Annotated in this window: 11 protein-coding genes; 7 read left to right on the top strand and 4 right to left on the bottom strand. The window is 63.5% G+C overall.

All coding sequences use genetic code 11. The features are described from left to right. The first annotated feature begins 11 nt into the window (after positions 1-11). The 4 genes from ACZ5J0_RS16915 (at position 12) to ACZ5J0_RS16900 (ending at position 5872) form a co-directional block, all read left to right on the top strand. Positions 12-1958, top strand: coding sequence for a heparinase II/III family protein (locus ACZ5J0_RS16915; RefSeq protein WP_464093633.1), 1947 nt, complete (start codon positions 12-14; stop codon positions 1956-1958). Continuing rightward, positions 1955-3106: a LacI family DNA-binding transcriptional regulator gene (locus ACZ5J0_RS16910; RefSeq protein WP_250820448.1), complete on the top strand. Its 1152-nt coding sequence runs from the start codon at positions 1955-1957 to the stop codon at positions 3104-3106. The genes ACZ5J0_RS16915 and ACZ5J0_RS16910 overlap by 4 nt, the downstream gene beginning before the upstream one ends. Beyond that, positions 3106-4989 carry a DUF2264 domain-containing protein gene (locus tag ACZ5J0_RS16905; protein ID WP_464093632.1) on the top strand — a complete coding sequence of 628 codons (1884 nt, stop codon included), beginning with the start codon at positions 3106-3108 and terminating at the stop codon, positions 4987-4989. The genes ACZ5J0_RS16910 and ACZ5J0_RS16905 overlap by 1 nt, the downstream gene beginning before the upstream one ends. Before the next feature lie 82 nt (positions 4990-5071). Next, positions 5072-5872 (top strand): GNAT family N-acetyltransferase, encoded by an 801-nt coding sequence (locus ACZ5J0_RS16900; RefSeq protein WP_464093631.1) that lies wholly within the window; start codon positions 5072-5074, stop codon positions 5870-5872. Between the two features lie 4 nt (positions 5873-5876). Here the strand turns inward: ACZ5J0_RS16900 and ACZ5J0_RS16895 are convergent, their stop codons facing one another. Continuing rightward, positions 5877-6911, bottom strand: a complete 1035-nt coding sequence (locus tag ACZ5J0_RS16895) for a Fic family protein (protein ID WP_464093630.1) — start codon at positions 6909-6911, stop codon at positions 5877-5879. 318 nt (positions 6912-7229) lie between these two features. Next, entirely contained in the window at positions 7230-10745 is a 3516-nt protein-coding gene (locus ACZ5J0_RS16890; protein ID WP_464093629.1) for an Ig-like domain-containing protein, read from the bottom strand. A 217-nt stretch (positions 10746-10962) separates the two neighbouring features. Between ACZ5J0_RS16890 and ACZ5J0_RS16885 the strand changes: the two genes are divergently transcribed. After that, the gene (locus ACZ5J0_RS16885; protein WP_464093628.1) at positions 10963-11628 is read left to right on the top strand and encodes a GntR family transcriptional regulator; all 666 of its coding nucleotides are present in this window, start codon (positions 10963-10965) and stop codon (positions 11626-11628) included. A gap of 10 nt (positions 11629-11638) precedes the next feature. Beyond that, complete coding sequence (locus tag ACZ5J0_RS16880) at positions 11639-12811, top strand: MFS transporter (RefSeq protein WP_464093627.1); 1173 nt, start codon at positions 11639-11641, stop codon at positions 12809-12811. Between the two features lie 73 nt (positions 12812-12884). On the opposite strand, the gene ACZ5J0_RS16875 is transcribed toward ACZ5J0_RS16880, so the two are convergent. Further along, a complete protein-coding gene (locus ACZ5J0_RS16875) occupies positions 12885-16352 on the bottom strand; it encodes a DEAD/DEAH box helicase (RefSeq protein WP_464093626.1) in 3468 nt (1155 codons plus the stop codon). Positions 16353-16517: 165 nt separating this feature from the next. On the opposite strand from ACZ5J0_RS16875, the gene ACZ5J0_RS16870 reads away from it, so the two are divergent. Beyond that, positions 16518-17366, top strand: coding sequence for a DMP19 family protein (locus tag ACZ5J0_RS16870; protein WP_464093625.1), 849 nt, complete (start codon positions 16518-16520; stop codon positions 17364-17366). A gap of 87 nt (positions 17367-17453) precedes the next feature. On the opposite strand, the gene ACZ5J0_RS16865 is transcribed toward ACZ5J0_RS16870, so the two are convergent. Then, positions 17454-17657, bottom strand: a complete 204-nt coding sequence (locus ACZ5J0_RS16865) for a hypothetical protein (RefSeq protein WP_464093624.1) — start codon at positions 17655-17657, stop codon at positions 17454-17456. Positions 17658-17779: the final 122 nt, after the last annotated feature.

Below are 17779 nucleotides of genomic sequence, written 5' to 3'. Positions count from 1 at the left end.
AGAGAATTCCTATGGCAACCGGCACGGCCGCCGTTCAAGCGCCTCCCCTCCTGAGTGCATGGGGTTCCAGCGCCAATGCCTCCGCCTTGATGGAGTCACTCCGCGGCGCCCGTGATCGCCTTACCGTTCGTCCAGCGTCCGACGCCGGGTGGCGGCTCACTGCCGACCGCCCCCTTGTGGAGCTACGCGCCCAAGCGGAAGCGGAGAAGGGGAGCCCCTGGCCGCAGCCGCTCGTTTCGCACTATTCGCGCTACTTCCGCGACGGGAACCGCACGGCGTACGAGGGACTCGTGGCGAGCCGACAGCAGCGCCTGACCCGCGCCGTCGTGATGGTCTTGGTCAATGACGGACCCGGCAGTGACTGGCTCGACGAGGTGATCGACGGCGCCTACCTCCTCTGCGAACAGAGCTCATGGAGCTGGGCTGCCCACGATGACGTGTTTACACGCAACGGCGACGTTGTTCCGGACCGTTCCCGCCCGTACCTGGACCTGGGTGCAGGGGAAGTGGTGGCGCAGCTGGCGTGGCTTGACCACGTCGTGGGTGCTCAGCTTGATGAACGGGCCCCCGGGTTGCGGAAACGTCTTCGCGAGGAGGCTAACGAGCGAGTCATCCGCCCGTTTCTGGACCGTCTCGACTGGCACTGGCTTGGGTTGGACGGCGATGTCCACAACTGGAACCCGTGGATCCACTCGAACATACTTGTGGCAGCGCTGGTGCTGGTGGACGATCCGCAGTTGCAGGCGAGGGTCGTTGCCCGCTGCATCGAGGGGTTGGATCGCTTCCTCGCCTCCATCCCGGCAGACGGCGCCATCGACGAAGGGTTCGCCTATTGGTGGAACGGTGCAGGCCGTGCACTTGAGGGCCTTGCAGTGTTGGAGGAGGCCAGCAACGGTGTCCTGAACCCGGACCTGCCCGTAATCCGTGCACTGGTTGCTTTCCCGCACCGGATGCACTTGGGGCACCGTTGGTTCCTTAACGTCGCCGACGGCCCGGCTCGCGCCCACGAAGGACTGCCGTGGGGCATGCTGCACCGTTGGGCTGTGAGGCTTGGGGATTCCGAGGCCGCCGCGCATGCCGCAACCTTTGCCGCCGTCGAGCCTGAACCTCAAGCAGCCGCCGGCCTGGGCCGCGTCCTCACCCAACTAAGTAGCAGCACAGCGCGTTTTGAGCCCTCAAAACGCGCTCAGCTGCGACCTGGTTGGGGGACGTACCTGCCGTCTGTGCAGATCATGGTGGCGCGGCAAACCCCGGGCTCCTCCGCCGGGCTGACCCTAGCGGCCAAGGGCGGGCACAACGGTGAACACCACAACCACCGGGATGTTGGCTCCGTGGTGGTCGCCGTGGACGGCGTGCCCTTGTTGGTGGACGCCGGCCAGCCCACGTACACCGCCCAAACGTTCGGACCTGATCGGTATCAGATTCGGGCCATGCAGAGCGCCTGGCATAGCGTGCCCGCGCCGTTCGGGCTGGAACAGGGGACGGGGTCCTCGTTTGCGGCAACCGTTGTGCAGGAGCCCACCCCGGAGGAACCGACCCTCGCCCTTGGTCTCGGAGCTGCTTACGGCCTGGACCACGCCGAACAGTGGATTCGCACCTCGCTCATGAACCGCGAGTTGGGCAACGTGGTCATTGATGACCGCTGGAACCTCGCAGCGACTCCGCCCGAAGGAACGCCCGACGTCGACATCACCTATCTGGTTGCCGGCGCCGTCCGCGTCGGTACAGACGCGACCGCGACCATCACCTCTGTCGGAATTCCGACAGTCAGTAGCCCCGTGGGATTGCGCTTGCGATGGAAGCCGGCCACCGCCGTCGTACTGGTGGATGAATGGCTCCTGGACGATCCGCTCCTCAGCGATATCTGGGGCGCAAAACTGACCCGGCTCCGTTTTCGCATGCCGGCCGAAAACCGCGCTTCCGGCGCATTCACCCTCACCGTGGAGGCAACATCTTGAGTTCCGAACAGACCCCCGAAGTGGGCGGAAAGTCGCTGTTTTCGCTGCAACGTCGTGAGCGGCTCATGGAGGAGCTGCGTGCCCACGGGGCCATCACAGTGCGCGACATCGCCGCGAAGCTGGGCGTCAGCGAGCTGACCATTCGGCGCGACGTGAACACGCTCGCCGACGAAGGCCTGGTGTCACGTGTTCACGGCGGTGCCACGTTGCCCAGCCCGTTGGATCGATCGGCGGCTGTGGGGAGGCCGTCGGCGCACAGTTACTCCATTGGCATGGTGGTCCCGTCATTGGACTACTACTGGCCGCAGGTGATTTCGGGGGCACGCGGGGAGGCCGAGGTGCAAAATCTCCGTATCCTGGTGCGCGGCTCGGCTTACGATGCCGCAGATAACCGCCGCCAGGTCCAGGCGCTCCTTGATACGCAGAACATTGACGGCTTGATCGTGGCCCCGGATATGGGTGGTGAACATGGCAAGGAGCTGCTCCGCTGGCTGAACGCCCTGCCCATCCCGGTGATCATGGCTGAGCGTCGGGCGCCATCGGAGATTCCCTCACACCGCCTCGAGTGGGTCGCGACGGATCACTCCTTCGGTGCGGGCATGGCCGTGCGGCACCTGTGGCAGGAGGGGCACCGGATGATCGGCTGCCTCACTGATTCCACGAGCCCCACCAGTCCCCACGTGGTCCGCGGTTGGAAGCAGGCCCTTGCTGCCTTGAAGATTCCGCTGGAAAAGTCCATCCATGAGGACTCGGCCAAGCTGGACAACGGTGACCGGGCCAAGCACTTTGATCGGGTCTTGGAGCTCTGCCGATCCACGGGAACAACGGCCATGCTGGTGCACTCGGATACCCAGGCCGTGGCGTTCGTGCAGCACTGCGTGGACCGCGGCGTGGATGTGCCCGGCAGCATGGCGATCGTGGGATACGACGACGAAGTTGCCTACCTTGCCGAGCCCGCGATCTCCGCGGTTCGGCCACCCAAGAGCTACGTGGGCAAGGTGGCGGTGCAGTTGATGGCCGCACGCCTGGCCGAAGGAAGGATGCGCCCTGTGCACCGGATCGACCTGAACCCTGAGTTGATAGTCCGCGATTCGTCATTGGGGGCGCCGCGGGGGCTCGCCGGAGTTGTGCAGGAGGATTCGCTCTGATGCTTTTGCCCCCTCTTGACCACAAGCTTTCCCCTCTCACCGGCCTGACCCGCGAGCACTGGTGCGCGTATGCGGATCACCTCCTCCGTTCCGCCCACCGTTTTGGGACCGAGGACCACGCCAATATCCACCTCCCCGGGGCCAACAGCCGGTACGGCCCACGGAGTGATTCGTTGGAAGCCTTCGCCCGGACGTTCCTGCTGGCCTCGTTCCGGATTGCCGGCGATCCCGCCAACACGGGCTGGATCGCCGAGTGGTATGCCTCCGGCCTCGACGCCGGGACCAACCCAGCGAACCCTGACCGCTGGCCGACGCCAGGTGAGCTGGGGCAGGCGAAGGTTGAGGCGGCGTCGTTGGCTGTTGGCCTGGCGTTGACCCGCGATGTGCTGTGGGACAAGCTGCCGGAGCGCGTCCAGGAGCAGCTCATTGCCTGGTTCGAGACGGTGATCGGCGAGGAGTACCCGCCCATCAACTGGGTGTGGTTCCAAATTGTGGTGGAGACGTTCCTGGCTTCGGTTGGTGGCCGGTATTCCGACGAGGACATCGATGCCGGGCTCGCCATCCACGACTCCCTGTACCGGGGCGGTGGCTGGTTCGCGGACGGGCCAGAGCGCGCCTACGACCATTACGTCGGCTGGGCCTTTCAGGTGTATCCGCAGCTCTGGGCGTTGATGGCGCCTTCTGATCCCCGGGTTACCGCGCGGAAAACGCTCGACGGCGACCGGCTGGCTGACTTCCTGGACGACGCCGCCTACCTTGTTGGCGCCAACGGAGCACCGCTCATCCAGGGCCGGAGCTTGATCTACCGGTTCGCTGCCGCGGCGCCATTCTGGGTAGGGGAGTTGTCCGGGCACACGCGGTTGGCGCCTGGTCTTTCCCGGCGCGCGGCGTCCGGGATGCTCCACTACTTTGCCCGGCATGGATCGATCACCGAGGACGGGCTTCTGTCCATTGGCTGGCACGGAGAATTTGCAGGCATGAAGCAGGCCTACTCCGGATTTGGCTCGCCCTATTGGGCCGCGAAGGGGATGCTCGGATTGGCAATGCCCGCCGATCACCGGGTGTGGACTTCCGTTGAAGAGCCCTTGCCCGTTGAAGTTGCTGACACTCAGCGGCTGATCGCGGCACCGGGCTGGCAGGTTGATGGAACTCGTGCCGACGGTGTGGTCCGGATCCGGAACCACGCCACGGATCACGCTGTTGTTGGAGCCGTGGTGGCTGATTCGCCCCTCTACGCACGGCTTGGCTATTCGACGCACACGTTCCCTGACTTGGTACCGGAGTCCGTGGACAACGCAGTGACGTTTGTTGATTCCTCAGGCCGACTGACGCATCGGACGGGTTTCGAGCACCTCGGCTCGTTCTCCGAAGGCGGTTTCCAGATGGGGGCGTCCCGGTTCACGGCTCATTGGATTGAACCCGATCCCGACGCCGGTCCGGATCACGGCAGCGGCGTCGCCGGCACTGCGACTCCTGGGCCGTCGGTGACGGTGGTTTCGGTGACGCGCGGGGCCGTGGAGCTTCGACTGGTACGTGTTTCCGGTGCTGGGGATTCGGGTGGCTCCCTCCGGATAGGCGGCTGGCCGGTGGATGCTGCTTCGTCCGTGGTCAGCTCGGTGCTTCCCGCGCCGGGCTTCGGCATGGCGTTGGATTCGTCCGGGACGTTTGCCCGCTCCGGCGCCCACCCCATGGGTTCGGAACTCACCATTCCATGGTTGGGAACCTCGGGCACCGCGCACGACGGCGACTACGCCGCCGTCGTGATCCTCGCCGGCGAAGGAGGTGCTTCGCCGGATGCAGGTGTCACGTATGCCGATGGCCACTTCGAATTCCCGGACGGCAAGCGCCTCACTGGTGATCTGCTTGCCCGATTCGATGCCTAGCTGCCGAACGTGCCGTGCGCACGGCACAGTGCGCAGCAAGCCATCGAATTGGGTTCCTCCCGGGCTGCAGTAGGCTCGCGGGATGACGGATTCCGACACCAAAGCACGGCTTCTCGCTGCCTACGATCAGCAACTGCGCACCGACGCCGAGACTCCAAGCGCTGTGGCGGTCAAAGAACTTGGCCCGCTCCGCTTGGTGAAGTTCCTGGGCGGCCGTGGTTTCATCACCTACCAGGACCTGGCCGGCGCGGATGAGCAGGGTATCCGCGGCCTTGTGGAAGCGGCGGTTTCCCACTTCGAGGGCCAGCCGGACATCACCAAGGTCGAGTGGAAGACCCGCGGGCATGACCACGCACCCGGCCTCCACGAAGCCCTCATCGCCAACGGCTTCACGGAGGATGAGCCGGAATCGATCATGATCGGCGAGGCCCAGGCTTTGAGCGCAGCTGTGCCACTTCCTGACGGCGTGACCCTCCGGCAGGTGACGGAGGAAGCCGACGTGCGGGCCATGAGCGCCATGCAGGACGAGGTCTTCGGCGAGCCGGTCTCAGATGAGATGGCTGATGCCTTGTTGCATCGGCTCTCGCTAGGTGACGGAATGCAGCTGTGGGTGGCCGAGGCTGACGGGCAAATTGTCAGCGCAGGACGCTTGGAGCCAGTGCCCGGCACAGCCTTCGCCGGGATCTGGGGTGGTGCCACCAGAGCAGAGTGGCGCGGCAAGGGGATCTACCGGGCATTGACGGCCCGCCGCGCTCAGGCCGCCCTCGACATGGGAAAGACCCTCATCCACAGCGACTCCACGGAATTCTCTCGACCAATCCTCGAGCGTTCGGGACTGCTCAAGGTCTCGACGACGACGCCGTACCGCTGGGCGCGGAGCTGAAAGCTTAGACGGCTTTGGCGGCCAACCGCCTGTTCAGTCGATCTACCTCATCCAAGACTTCCATCGCTGCCCAAGCGCGATTCCGCTGCGATAGCGAGACGAGGGACAGTACACCGGCTTCGGTCATTCGGTTCAGGGTTTTGTATATGGACGTTTCCTCAACACCAGCGATGTATGCTGCCCGGTGCGCTTCGAAAACGGGCTGTTCCAGCAGCCAAGGGATGAGCTTTGCTTCCGCAGAGTTTTTCCTGGGGCGGAGCAAGTCGGTCCACAATGCCGGGAGCTCATCGAGAGCCGCGACCGATTCACTGGCGGCTTGGGAAGCACGCATCGCTGACTTTGCCAGATAGAGGACGAATGGATCCACGTCACCGTTGCGGTAATTGTTGAGTAAGGAAAAGTAGGTCTCCACGTCCGCTACCATCGCAGAGGCTATGGGAGTGACCGTGTTCTTGGTCAGTCTTCTACGACGTGAAATTGAACCGATCAGAGCACGTCCTATGCGGCCATTACCGTCGGTAAAAGGGTGGATGGACTCGAAGTGGGCATGGGCAATGGCCGCCTGCGCCACGATGGGGATGTCCTTCCGGGCACAGAATGCCATGAGGTCGTCCATGAGTTCGGGTACCAGCGCCGGGGGAGGGGGAACGTGGATGGCTCCTCGAGGTGAATAGTCACTTCCGCCGATCCAATTTTGCACATCCCGGAATGAACCAGCGTTGTGCCCGTCCATTGGGTCATCTTTCATCAGGGCCTTGTGGGCCTTAAGCAGAGCCTCCACACGGACCTCGCCAGTGTCCCCCGCATCGCTGATCATGCTCTGCACGGCCTCCGCTGCTGCGACCATGGATCTCGCTTGATCGGTGGCCTTCAGCCCGATCATGGCACGGGCGTAGTCGTTTCGATTGGCGTCGACGTGTTCGATCTTTGAAGAGGAGACCGCTTCGCTTCGCAGCAGAAAGCCGCTGATGGCAGCCATGCGAGAACCCGCCGACACGTCCAACGATGCGACGGCAACAGCGGCCTCTTCGAGTGCCACGATCGTTTCCCGGCTGGGTTCGAACCAAAGCCCCGCAATTTTGGGGGGAAGTGAAACTTCGACTTCGGTGAACAAGCGGTCCTCCCGTGGGGGACGACCTGACGATTTCCAGGGCATGACCTTGTTTCCATGCGCCGGCCAAGCTGCCAAGAGGTGCTCCAAAGCCTAGTAGGGTGTCCTTTACTGTTATTTTAGCCTTTAAATAACAGTAAAGGACACGTAGCTGTTCATTTGCCCGTCTGCATCCCACTTGTGTGAAGGCACAGTGAGGCCCCTCAGGATCAGAATCCCAAGGGGCCTCACTAGCTCAGAATTTTCTTATTTCCCTGCCGCGAAGCTGCTCACGCACTGCCCCTGATTGGCGAACACGGGCTGAGGGCTCGTCTTCCAGCCGTCGCTCTTGCACGCGTCCTTCCCCGTGGAGACCGTCACGCGGTAGACCTTCGTGGTGCCGTCCGGCGCCGTCACGGTGACTACCGCCGTCGGGTTCTCAGCGGTGGGCTGCTCGACCGTCACCTTCGCGTTAGTGTCCAACGGGTAGCCGACGACGGCGGGAGTCGCCGTCGCGGTCAGTGCCCGGTAGTCGGTGCTCGCCGGGGCGAAGCCCACTACCGAGGACTGGTTCACGAGGAGTCGGCCAAGATCGGCAAGCCCTGCGTCGGCCAGGCGGGAACCGGCGATGGCCACTTCAGCGATCTTCGTGTAGGACGCCGTGGTCACGAACGAAACCCTGATCCCGCGTGTGGTGACGGGATCGAAGCGGACGGTGGCCGGTGATGAGAGCGAGAGTCCCGTGATGGTTCCCGCGGAGGTGTCCTTCCACGCTCCGGAAGCATCCTGGTACTGGACCTTGAGGCTCTGCGCTGCCTTCTCCGCGGAGGTAACGGTCACCGAGGAGACGGTGTAATCGCGGGTAAAGGTGTAGCTCAGGTTGTCGCCGGCCCGGCCGCCGCTCACCCAGTTGGACCAGCGCGTGGAGGCGTTGGCGTCGCAGGTGTTCTTGGCGATGTAGGAGCCCTCGGTGTAGCTTGCGGTGGCCGTGGTGGTGGGGTCGTCCTTGCAGATGTTGGCGACGGGCACACGGTCAACCACGATCACGGTCAGTGTTGCCGGGAGTCCGTTGGCGTTTCCCTGCACCGTAACGGTTCCCGGAGTTTGCAATGAGGAATCGGAGACTGAGGACCAGTCCCAGGTCACCGCGAGTGGGTTCCGGGCTGGGCCGTCCGCTATCTGGCCAGGAACTGTGGCCGGCGCCGCAGCTTGCGCGGAAGCCAACGACGATCCAACCCCAACGGTCACTGAAGTCGGATCCGTGGCGATGTAGGAGCCGACCGTGACGGTCAGGACGGCCTCGAACGTTTGGCCGTAGGGGTCCACTCCGGAGCCGTACACGGTGACTTTGCCGGCCTTTTGCCAGGAGGCGGGATCCACGGGTGTCCACGTAACAGCCAGTGGTTTGCCGGGACCGTCCTCGTAAACGGGGGTGACAGTTGCGGGCAGGGCAGGTGCCGTACCTACGGGTGTGCTCATTTCAACGGGCGAGACTCCCAGGAGCTTCAAGTCCTCGATGTCCGTGAAAGCCCACGCCTGATGAGGGTTGGCCGATGCGGTGGCTGTGGTTCCGGTGGATGATGCCAGTGCCACGGATGTCCCTGCGGCAGTCTGGTTGCCGGAAACCTGCAGGGCAATCGCCGCCCCGGCGTTCACCAGGGACCACTGCTTGCCGTTCTCCGTGGTCACAATCCACTGTGCAGAAGGAGTGGCCTTGGCTTGCTCAAGAGTTATGGAAGCCAGGGAAGCAGCACCGCTTTGGCTGCCATTCAGCACTCCACCGTTGCCTGTAAGGACCCGTCCGTCTGCGCTGGAAACAACCCAGCGGCGATCGTTGGCGAAGTCATTCCCGCCAACGGCGTTGAACGTCCACATCTGCGGTGCCACGCCGGCAGCGTCCATACCCAGCTCCTCGATCGACGCTGTTCCGTTAGCACGCCCGGTCAGGTACTTGCCGCTCGCCTCACCGCTGAGGTGGTAGCTGTGGCCGTCCTGCACAGGCGTGGCATCCTCTGAAACTCCACTGACGCCGTCGACGACGAACGTCACCACTGATGCGGCAGGAACCTCCAGCGTGGCGGACTTAGCCGCGGTGTCCACGGCCACCGGCGTACCCTTCACCAGGGCGTTCTTCTCAATGTCATCCAGCGGCGACTTGGTGGTGACCACGGGAGTGACCTTTGCACCGGGTGCGATTGCACCGAAGCGGCTGAGGTCTATGGTGACCTTTTCCGGCGTCGGGGTGTCATTGAAGTGGACCAGTGTGGCGCCGTTGCCGTCGGCGCGGAGGGCGCTGGCGGTCTTGGCGTTGTCATTTTGGATGAGGAAGTCGCCGGGCCGGATGTAGTGCGTGAAGTTCCGGGTGGTGTTGTACTTCTGGTTGGTCAATACCTTGCATTTGGCGTTGTCCAGGGTGGCGCCATCGTTGATGCGGCGGTTGGAGAATCCTTCGCGGCCCTCGTAGTTGCAGTCGAAGTCCACGTAGATAGAGCCCCAGCCTTTGTCGGCCTTCTCTTGCTTGTACGTGTCCTCCACGGGCTGCCAGAACACCCAGGCGTCGGGCTCGAGTTCGCGGAGGTCGTTGACCATGCGGCCTGCGATGCCCAATCCGTTGGTGATGTTGGAGCGGTCCCAGCCGCTGGTGGAATCGCCCAGCGCCGGGTTTCCCGTCCAGAAGCCACCCACCTCACTCATCCACAGTGGCTTGTCCGTGGAGCTGGCGAGGTCCCGGACCCGGCGGCGATCATTGGTGCCGTAGGTGTGGACGTTGAGCTGCGCAACTGCGTCCTTGGCCTCCTGGCTGTAACCGTTCCAGTTGGTCATGAATTTGCTGGGATCCGTCTCGTCCATCGCAGAGATGACGGCGTCCGTGCTGCCCTTTTCCAGTTCTGCGGCCAGCAGCTTGGTCACGCGGTCCTGGGCAGCCGGGTAAATCAGGGCGCCCTCCTGCTTCTGCGTGTACGAGGTGGGTGGTTTGCCGGTAGCGGCGTCAATGTCCGTACCCCAGTAGCCCGAGTTCGGCTCGTTGAACGGATCGATGGTGTCCACGGTGATGCCGCTGCCTTTTTCGAGGAGCTCGACGGCGTTCCTCATGTAGGCGGCGAACTTGGCCTCCGCTTCGGGCAGCAGATTCTCGCCCTTGGCGGTGTTCACCTGGCCGGACACGTAGCCGCTCTTGGTCATGAACCAGGGCGGGGAGTTGCTGAAGGCTTCCCAGTGGGTGATCTGCTGGTCCGCGGCGAGGCGTTCCACCCACCAGCGCTGGTTCTGATCGGCGTCGGGGTTGTAAGAGGCGGGGTCGTCCGGGTCCCACTCGTTCAGGAACGCGAGCTTGTTGGCCTGCGTTTTGTCCACGGTTCCGTCGGGGTTGTAAAGGTTCGACGCCGGCTGGCCGGGTTGCGCTTGGGTCACCGGCTTCCACCATCCCTCCACAGCGCTGCCGTCATTGAGGTAGTTGGCAACGTCCGAGGCGTTGCCACCGCCCACGTTGTAACGGGCGATGTTGAGGTTCAGCCCGTTCTCGCCGAAGACCTTCTGGTACAGCTCCTCGCGCAGCTCGGGGGAGTAGCCCGCCGTCGCATTCGCGAACCAGACCAAGCTTGTGCCCCAACCTTCGAAGGCCTCGCTACGGCTTGCCGGGTTGGGAGTGATGGTGACGGCGGTTGCGTCGGCTGCGTGTGCTTGCGGTGCAGTTGCCGGGCTGAGCGCAAGGCCGGCCGCTGCAGTAACGGCTGCCACCAGCACTGCCACAGGCCTTCGGATTCTTCGAGCGGTAAACGCCATGGGTGGACCTCATCTTTGGGGTTTCAACGGGTGCTGCCCGGTTTTGCGGGAAGCCCGGGCAAGCCGAGACTATGAGGCTCTTGGGGCCACAACAAGGCATTCGAACAGGCTCGTTCGTGGTCAGTCAGAAGTGGTCGCAGGTGTAACCCTTTGCGTGGTCCTCCAAGCTGGGTGTATAGATGTATACAAGTACACTTCCGAGCCGAGGCAGCGATATATGGCGGATCCACAACCACGAAACACAGGGGCACACGTCGTCTACGGCGAGCTGAAACGCCAGATCCTCAGTTTGGAACTCAAACCTGGTGCGCGAATCTACGAGCCCGCCATGGCCGCGTCCCTCCAAGTCAGCCGAACGCCACTGCGGGAGGCCATCCGGCGGCTTATTTCTGAGAGCCTGCTCGAGCAGCAGGCAACCGGGGGAGTTGTTGTTCCGACGCTGGAAAGGAGGGCGATTTCCGAGCTGTACGACGTCCGTGCCGCCCTGGAGTCGCTGATGGCTCGGGAAGCGTGCGCCAACGCCAGTGCCGCGGACCTTGAAGAGCTTCGGGGAATCGTGGCCCGCAATGCCGCGATGGTGGAGTTCGCCGATGAAGCCATGAAGTACGGGGTGGCCCTCCACGCAGCCATCGCCAGGATCGCCGGTAACTTCTGGGCCCAGCGCTTCCATGGGCAGATCAGCAGTCAGGTTGAACGCTACAGATACTTCACCAACAACGCTCCCGAACGCCGCGATGAGGCTCTCGCCAATCACCGGCTCCTGGTCGAGGCCATTGCATCCAAGGATCCGGAAAGGGCCGCAAAGATTGCCTTCGATCACGTGATCGGCGCACGTGATGAGACCTTGCGCGTCATCTCAAGCACCGGCCTGGTGGTCGAATGATCGGCGTCGAATGATCGGCGAACTTGGACGGCGTTCCTCCACCGCACTCCTGATTCACTCGGCACTCATCCAGGCCGTCACGTTCCTGGTCCGGCCCGCCACCACGTACCGCGCGCTTGAATTGGACGTTCCAGGGTTCGCTTTGGGTCTTCTTGCCGCGAGCTACGCGGTGTTCCCCCTGCTGCTTGCCTTGCCCATCGGCGGACTGGTGGACCGCCTGGGTGAGCGCAGGCTCATGGCCATCGGGGCCGCCGTCGTGCTGGGCTGTTCTGCGTTTCTGTTGTTCTGGGGGTCCTCGGTTCCGGCGCTCGTGGCCGGGACAGCGCTTCTGGGTGCGGGGCAACTGGCCTGCGTGGTGGGGCAGCAAGCGGTGGTGGCGAACAATGCTGCGTCCTCGCGCCTGGACTCTGCCTTCGGATATCTGACCTTCGCCGCATCGCTGGGCCAGGCATTGGGGCCGTTGGCCATTTCCGTGGTGGGCGGCGCGTCCGTTCGGCCGAATACGCAGGCCATCTTCGTGCTCGCCACGGCCATGAGCTTGGTGCTGTTTCTGACTACGTTCGTGATTTCGTCAAAGGTCAGCAAAGGGAGGCGCACCGGCAAGGGCGGACCAAAGGGCAGTGCGGTCGCACTTCTCAGGACTCCCGGCGTCGTCCGTGCGCTGGCAACCAGCGCCACAGTCCTGGCAGTAGTGGATCTGACCGTTGTCTATCTGCCGGCACTCGGTGCTGAACGGGGCCTGACCGCAGCAACCGTGGGCCTCATGCTGACTGTTCGCGCCCTGTTTTCCATGGTTTCCCGGCTGGGTCTGGGCAGCATGTCCCGCAAACTGGGCCGGATGAAGCTGCTGGTCCTGAGCCTGGCCATCTCCACCGTTGCCTTGGGTGTCGCAGCCATTCCGATGCCGGAGTGGTTGCTGTTCATCGTCATGGCATTCCTTGGCTTAGGGCTCGGAATCGGCCAACCACTGACCATGTCCTGGCTCTCGGCCCAAGCCCCCGAAGGCCAGCGCGGGCGTGCGCTAGCCCTGCGGTTGGCTGGAAACAGGATTGGACAAGTGGTGCTGCCCAGCGCAATCGGCGTGGTGGCGGTAGGCCTCGGTGCGGCGGGCGTGTTCCTGGCATCCGCCGTTGCCGTGGGCGGAACCATGCTCCTGCTGCGGGGTGTGAGGCTGGACGACTGAACCCCTGCCGAGTTTTTGTACAGATAACGCGCTTATGGGGTGGCCTTAGGGGCATCAACTGTACAAAAACCAACTACTCCGCGAACAGCGCCGCGAGGTCGTCCGCCGTCAACGAGCCACCGGCCAAGGCATCGCCTTCCATCACGTCCGCGAACAGTTGTGATTTCTTGGCCTTCAGCGCCATGACCTTCTCCTCGATGGTGTCCTTCGCCACCAGCCGGTAGACCATCACGTTCCTGGCCTGCCCAATACGGTGCGTGCGGTCCACGGCCTGGGCCTCTGACGCCGGGTTCCACCAAGGGTCCAGCAGGAACACATAGTCTGCCTCCGTCAGGTTGAGCCCGAAGCCACCGGCCTTCAGCGAAATCAGGAACACCGGAGCGGCACCGTTCTTGAATTCGCTGACAACATCTCCACGGTTGCGGGTGGAGCCGTCGAGGTAGCAGTACTCCACGCCTTCGTCGTCCAGGCGTTCGCGGACCTTGCCCAGGAAGCCCGTGAACTGGCTGAAGATCAGGGCGCGGTGGCCCTCGGAGATGAGGTCTTCCAGCTGCTCGAACAGCACGTCCAGTTTGGACGAGCGAACACCGGACAACGAGGAATCCACCAACGAGGCATCCAGACTGAGCTGACGCAGCAACGTCAAGGACTGGAAGATGGTGAACCGGTTCTTGTTCACATCATCAATCAAGCCCAGGATCTTCTGCCGTTCGCGCTGCAGGTGCGTCTGGTAAACCTTCTGGTGCCGCGGGTTCAGCACCACGTCAAGGATCTGCTCCTGCTTGGGCGGCAGGTCCTTGATGACTTGCTCTTTGGTGCGGCGCATCATGAGCGGACGCACACGACGCCGGAGCTTGCCCAGCTGGGCGGAGTCGCCGTTCTTTTCCACCGGCTTTTGGTAGTTCTCCGCGAACCGTTTGGGGCTCGGGAACAGTCCCGGCGCCACAATGGAGGTCAGCGCCCAGAACTCCATGAGGTTGTTCTCCAGGGGCGTGCCCGTTATCGCCAGCTTGAACCGCGCCGGCAGCTTGCGAGCGCACTGGTAGGCCTTGGACTGGTGGTTCTTCACGAACTGCGCTTCGTCCAGCATCAGCCCGGCCCACTGGAAGGACGCGTAGGCATCGTAATCAATGCGGAACAGTGCGTACGAGGTAATGACGACGTCGGCACCTGCCAACGCTTCGGCCGGCGACAACCCGCTCTTGGCGAAGGTTTCACCGACGGTCCGCACTACCAATCCCGGGGCAAAACGCTGTGCTTCAGCCGCCCAGTTGCTCACCACGCTGGTGGGCGCAACCACTAGGAAAGGAGCCCTCGGGGTTACCTCGGAAGAGTCGCCCTGAGCGGCAGCAGTAGTTTCCGCGGCCAAGTCCTTCGCCGCGCAGATCAGAGCAATGGCCTGCACGGTCTTACCCAGGCCCATGTCGTCAGCCAGCACGCCGCCCAGGCTGTGCTTGTACAGGAAGCTGAGCCAGTTGAAGCCTTCAAGCTGATACGGACGAAGATCGGCGTTAAGTCCCGCCGGGAGGGGAAGTCCGGTCACGCCGTCGTCGAGCAGCCCGCCAACGGCTTCGCGCCACGCGGCGGCCTGTTCGTCCACGATTCCCAACTGCGCCAGCTCGTCCCAGAGGCCGGCCTGGAAGCGGCTGATCTGCAGGGTGCCGTCCTTGTTGTCGGGGTTGTCCTGCAGGGACCGGGCTTCGTCGATCAGCGCGCGGAGCTGGTGCAACTCCGGAAGGTCCAGCGAGAAGTAGGCACCGCTGGGCAGCAGCATGCGGCTCATTCCGGCGGCGAGCGCGGAGAAGACTGCGGCGAAAGAGACGGGTTCGCCTTCGAGGGTGATCACGATTCCGAGGTCGAACCAGTCGCCGCTTGCCGTTTCCTTGGTGGAAATGGACACCACGGGTGCTTCGGCGGCCTCACGGTAATCGGCGATGGCGCCGGAGGTTTCGACCACGACGTCGGGCAGGTCCTGAAGCGCGGGCAGTACCTCCTCGGTGAACGCCAACGTGTCCAGGCCACTGAGCTCAGCCGAGGCAGCGATGCGGGGAGCACCCCAGCCGCCTGTTGCCGATTCGGCCAGTGCGGGCACCACGTCCCACGGCCGTCCGAGTGACTCCAGAATCCGTGCTTCTTCGACGTCGTCCCGGTAGCCGCGATCGTCCGGGTGCCGCCACAACGGCTGGGCGGTGACCAGCGTGCCGGATTTGTAGTGCCACTCCCAGTGCAGCCGGACCTTGTGATCGTTGCCGTAGTTGGCCAGCAGGGACAGTGTGGGGACGGCCAGCGTGGGCAGCTCCACCGATTCGTCCGCGGCCTGCACGGGCGTTGACTGCCGCAGCTTCGGGTAGAACGAGGTCAGGAACCGGCTCTCGTCCTCGGCCGGGATCTGCAGCGTTTGGCCATCCATGACGAACTCCAGCAGCTCGTCCGTGATGCCGCCCTCGATGGGGGCAAGGGTGATGAGGTTCTTCTGCTGGGGCACGCCGGGCAGGGTTTCCCCGGAGTGCGTGAAGAAGATTCCGTTGGCCGGTTTGCCCAGGAAACCCACGGATCCGGGATCCACGGCTTCCCCGCCCAGGGTGACTGACGGCGCAAGCTGCAGGCCGCCGTCGGGCGCTTCGTGCTTTGCGGTGTCCGGGGCAGCGTCCGGATCGGCACCAAGACGCGCCAAACTGAGTCCGACGACGGCGGGTTGCGTCTCCACGCGGACAGGCTCGCTACCAGCGGAGTGGATGAGAGGGATGCCGGCCTTGTTGGCATCGGCAAGGAGGGTCCACAGGTTCTTGGCAGCGAAATCGTTCAGGCTCAACCACATGGCACCGGATGGTTGCTGCCGGCCGTTGCTGGAACCGTGCGCAGCCAAGAAAGTCTGAAGCCATTCGACGTGGACCTCGTTGAACTCACGCCGGAAACTGACGTAGCTCAGGTTGTTCCAGGAGACGTCGCCGCGGATCCATTTGCCCTTGGCACCCATCATCACCGGGCGGGCCTTGAGCTGGCGGACGCTGCGCATAGGATCGCGGCGGCCTGTGTAGGAGAAGTGGGCCGCCGGCTCCTCCACCTCGAACTGCAGCGCCAGCTGGATGCCCGCGGCGCTCGGAGCTGTGCCGGGCTTGGCGATCAGCCTGTTGAGGGCTTGTTCCCAGGCAGGACGTGCCGAGCCGCCCTGCTGACCCGAACCAACCCGGGAGGTCTGAATTCCGGGCGCTTGGGAGAGGAGCTGGGCGCGGATGGTGGGGTGGTCTTCGGCAGTGAAGAGCAACGCGGCCACGTGTTTGCAGTCTTTACGGACCGGGCAGCTGCAAATACCCACCGTGCAACTCCAGCCGCTGGGCTTGCGGACCAGTTTGGCCGACGTCGAATATGGCTGCGGACCGGTGCCGCGGACCTTGCCCATCAGGAGGCCCGTAGCCGCGTCAAAAGTAATCCCGTTCACGCGGCTGCCCATGGCATAAGCCAGTCCGGCCGCGAGCGAGCGGTCCGTGATGGCAGGAGTCTGAATGGCCAGTTCCCAGTTTTCGTCTGTGTGGGACGGCATGCGTAGGGCTACTTTCGGCAGGAGGATATCTGTTCAATCTTAGTCAGCAGAAAACGGCTCCCAAACTTCGCCCTCCGTTAACCTCATCCTCGATTGCCGCGCTGCTCCCGCGCGTACGTTGAAAGTGTCCGGAGCACCATCAGCTTTCAGCAGTGAGGATTTCCCATGACTACCAACGAGTACCCCGTTGTCCTGAGCAAGAGCAGCTTCGAAGCCGGCAACGCGGATGTGGTGGATTCCAATGTCAACGTGGTGAACCACATGTACCAAGAGCTCCTCAACAGCGACGAAATTGCCACCGCTGCGCTCAACAGCTACTTTGTGGACTTCTACCTCACCCAGGCGTTGGCCGGCGGCTTCGCCCAGTACGTCTTCACAGCACCGGAGCGTGAAGAAGTGGACGCTTTTGTGCGGTCAGGGCTTGCGGAAATGGGCGCCGTACGCCACCTTGAGTTGTTCAACCGGACCGCGGCTGCCTTTGACGCACTGACCGAGAACGAAGCCGAGGCCTACCTTGACGGCGAGCTGGACGAGTCCGAAACTCCGCCGGCTTCCGTGGTCACCTTGGACGAGCTGGACGGGGAGTTTGAGGCTCTGCTGGAAGAAGAGGACATCATCGAGCTCAACGGCGCGTTCCTCCGCGATCAGTCGGGGCTGCTGGTTCTCTCCGACGAAGAAATCGAAGAGCACATCGCACATCGTGTGGCCCAGATCCCGGACCTCGCCGAGCGCCAAGCCGAAGCCGACGAAGAAGCCCTGGCCAACGCCCCCGAGTTCGAGGTCATCATCCGCGAACTGTGCGACGTTGCCGGCTACGCCCTGGAAAAGATCACCATGGGCGACCCCAACTACGAGCACGACGGCGTCAAGACCCTCGCCTGGCACTTCTCCACCGACCACGGCGACTACCTCATGATCGAGGACGACGACGAGGCCTTCATGATCCACCCGGAGACCAAGGAAATCATCGCGGCCGTAGAGTTCGAAGAGTCCGAGGAGTTCGCCGACGCCTAAGCCCTTGCCGCCTCGAGACCGCCGGAACGCTGCGAGAACTCCGTAGCGTTCCGGTGGTCTCGACGCGTTTCCGGCGAATTCGGCGCTCTAGCGTGGTCTGGCTTGGCGGAACTTAAGGAAGCCCCACACGATGGATGCCTGCCAGCAGACCAACAGGCCCACCCAGATCCAGTCCAGGCCACGCTCAGAGGCATTGATGATCATGGCCACGAGCCCCAAAGTCCACGCGAGTTCCTGCACCCCCAGGAACGTCAAGGTTGGCGCCTTTTTTCTGCTGATGTCCTGTGTCATGCCCTCTCCCCAGTGAGTAGCCTGCAGTCTAGCGGACCCGTTACCGGCCTTTCTTGCGGCTTGGACCATCGAGTTCGCCCCAAAGCTGCGGCGGCGTGCGCAAAACTCCCGCGAATTCACCG

Source organism: Arthrobacter sp. DualSoilB13 (assembly GCF_055389195.1).
This window is presented reverse-complemented; position numbering and strand designations above follow the sequence as displayed.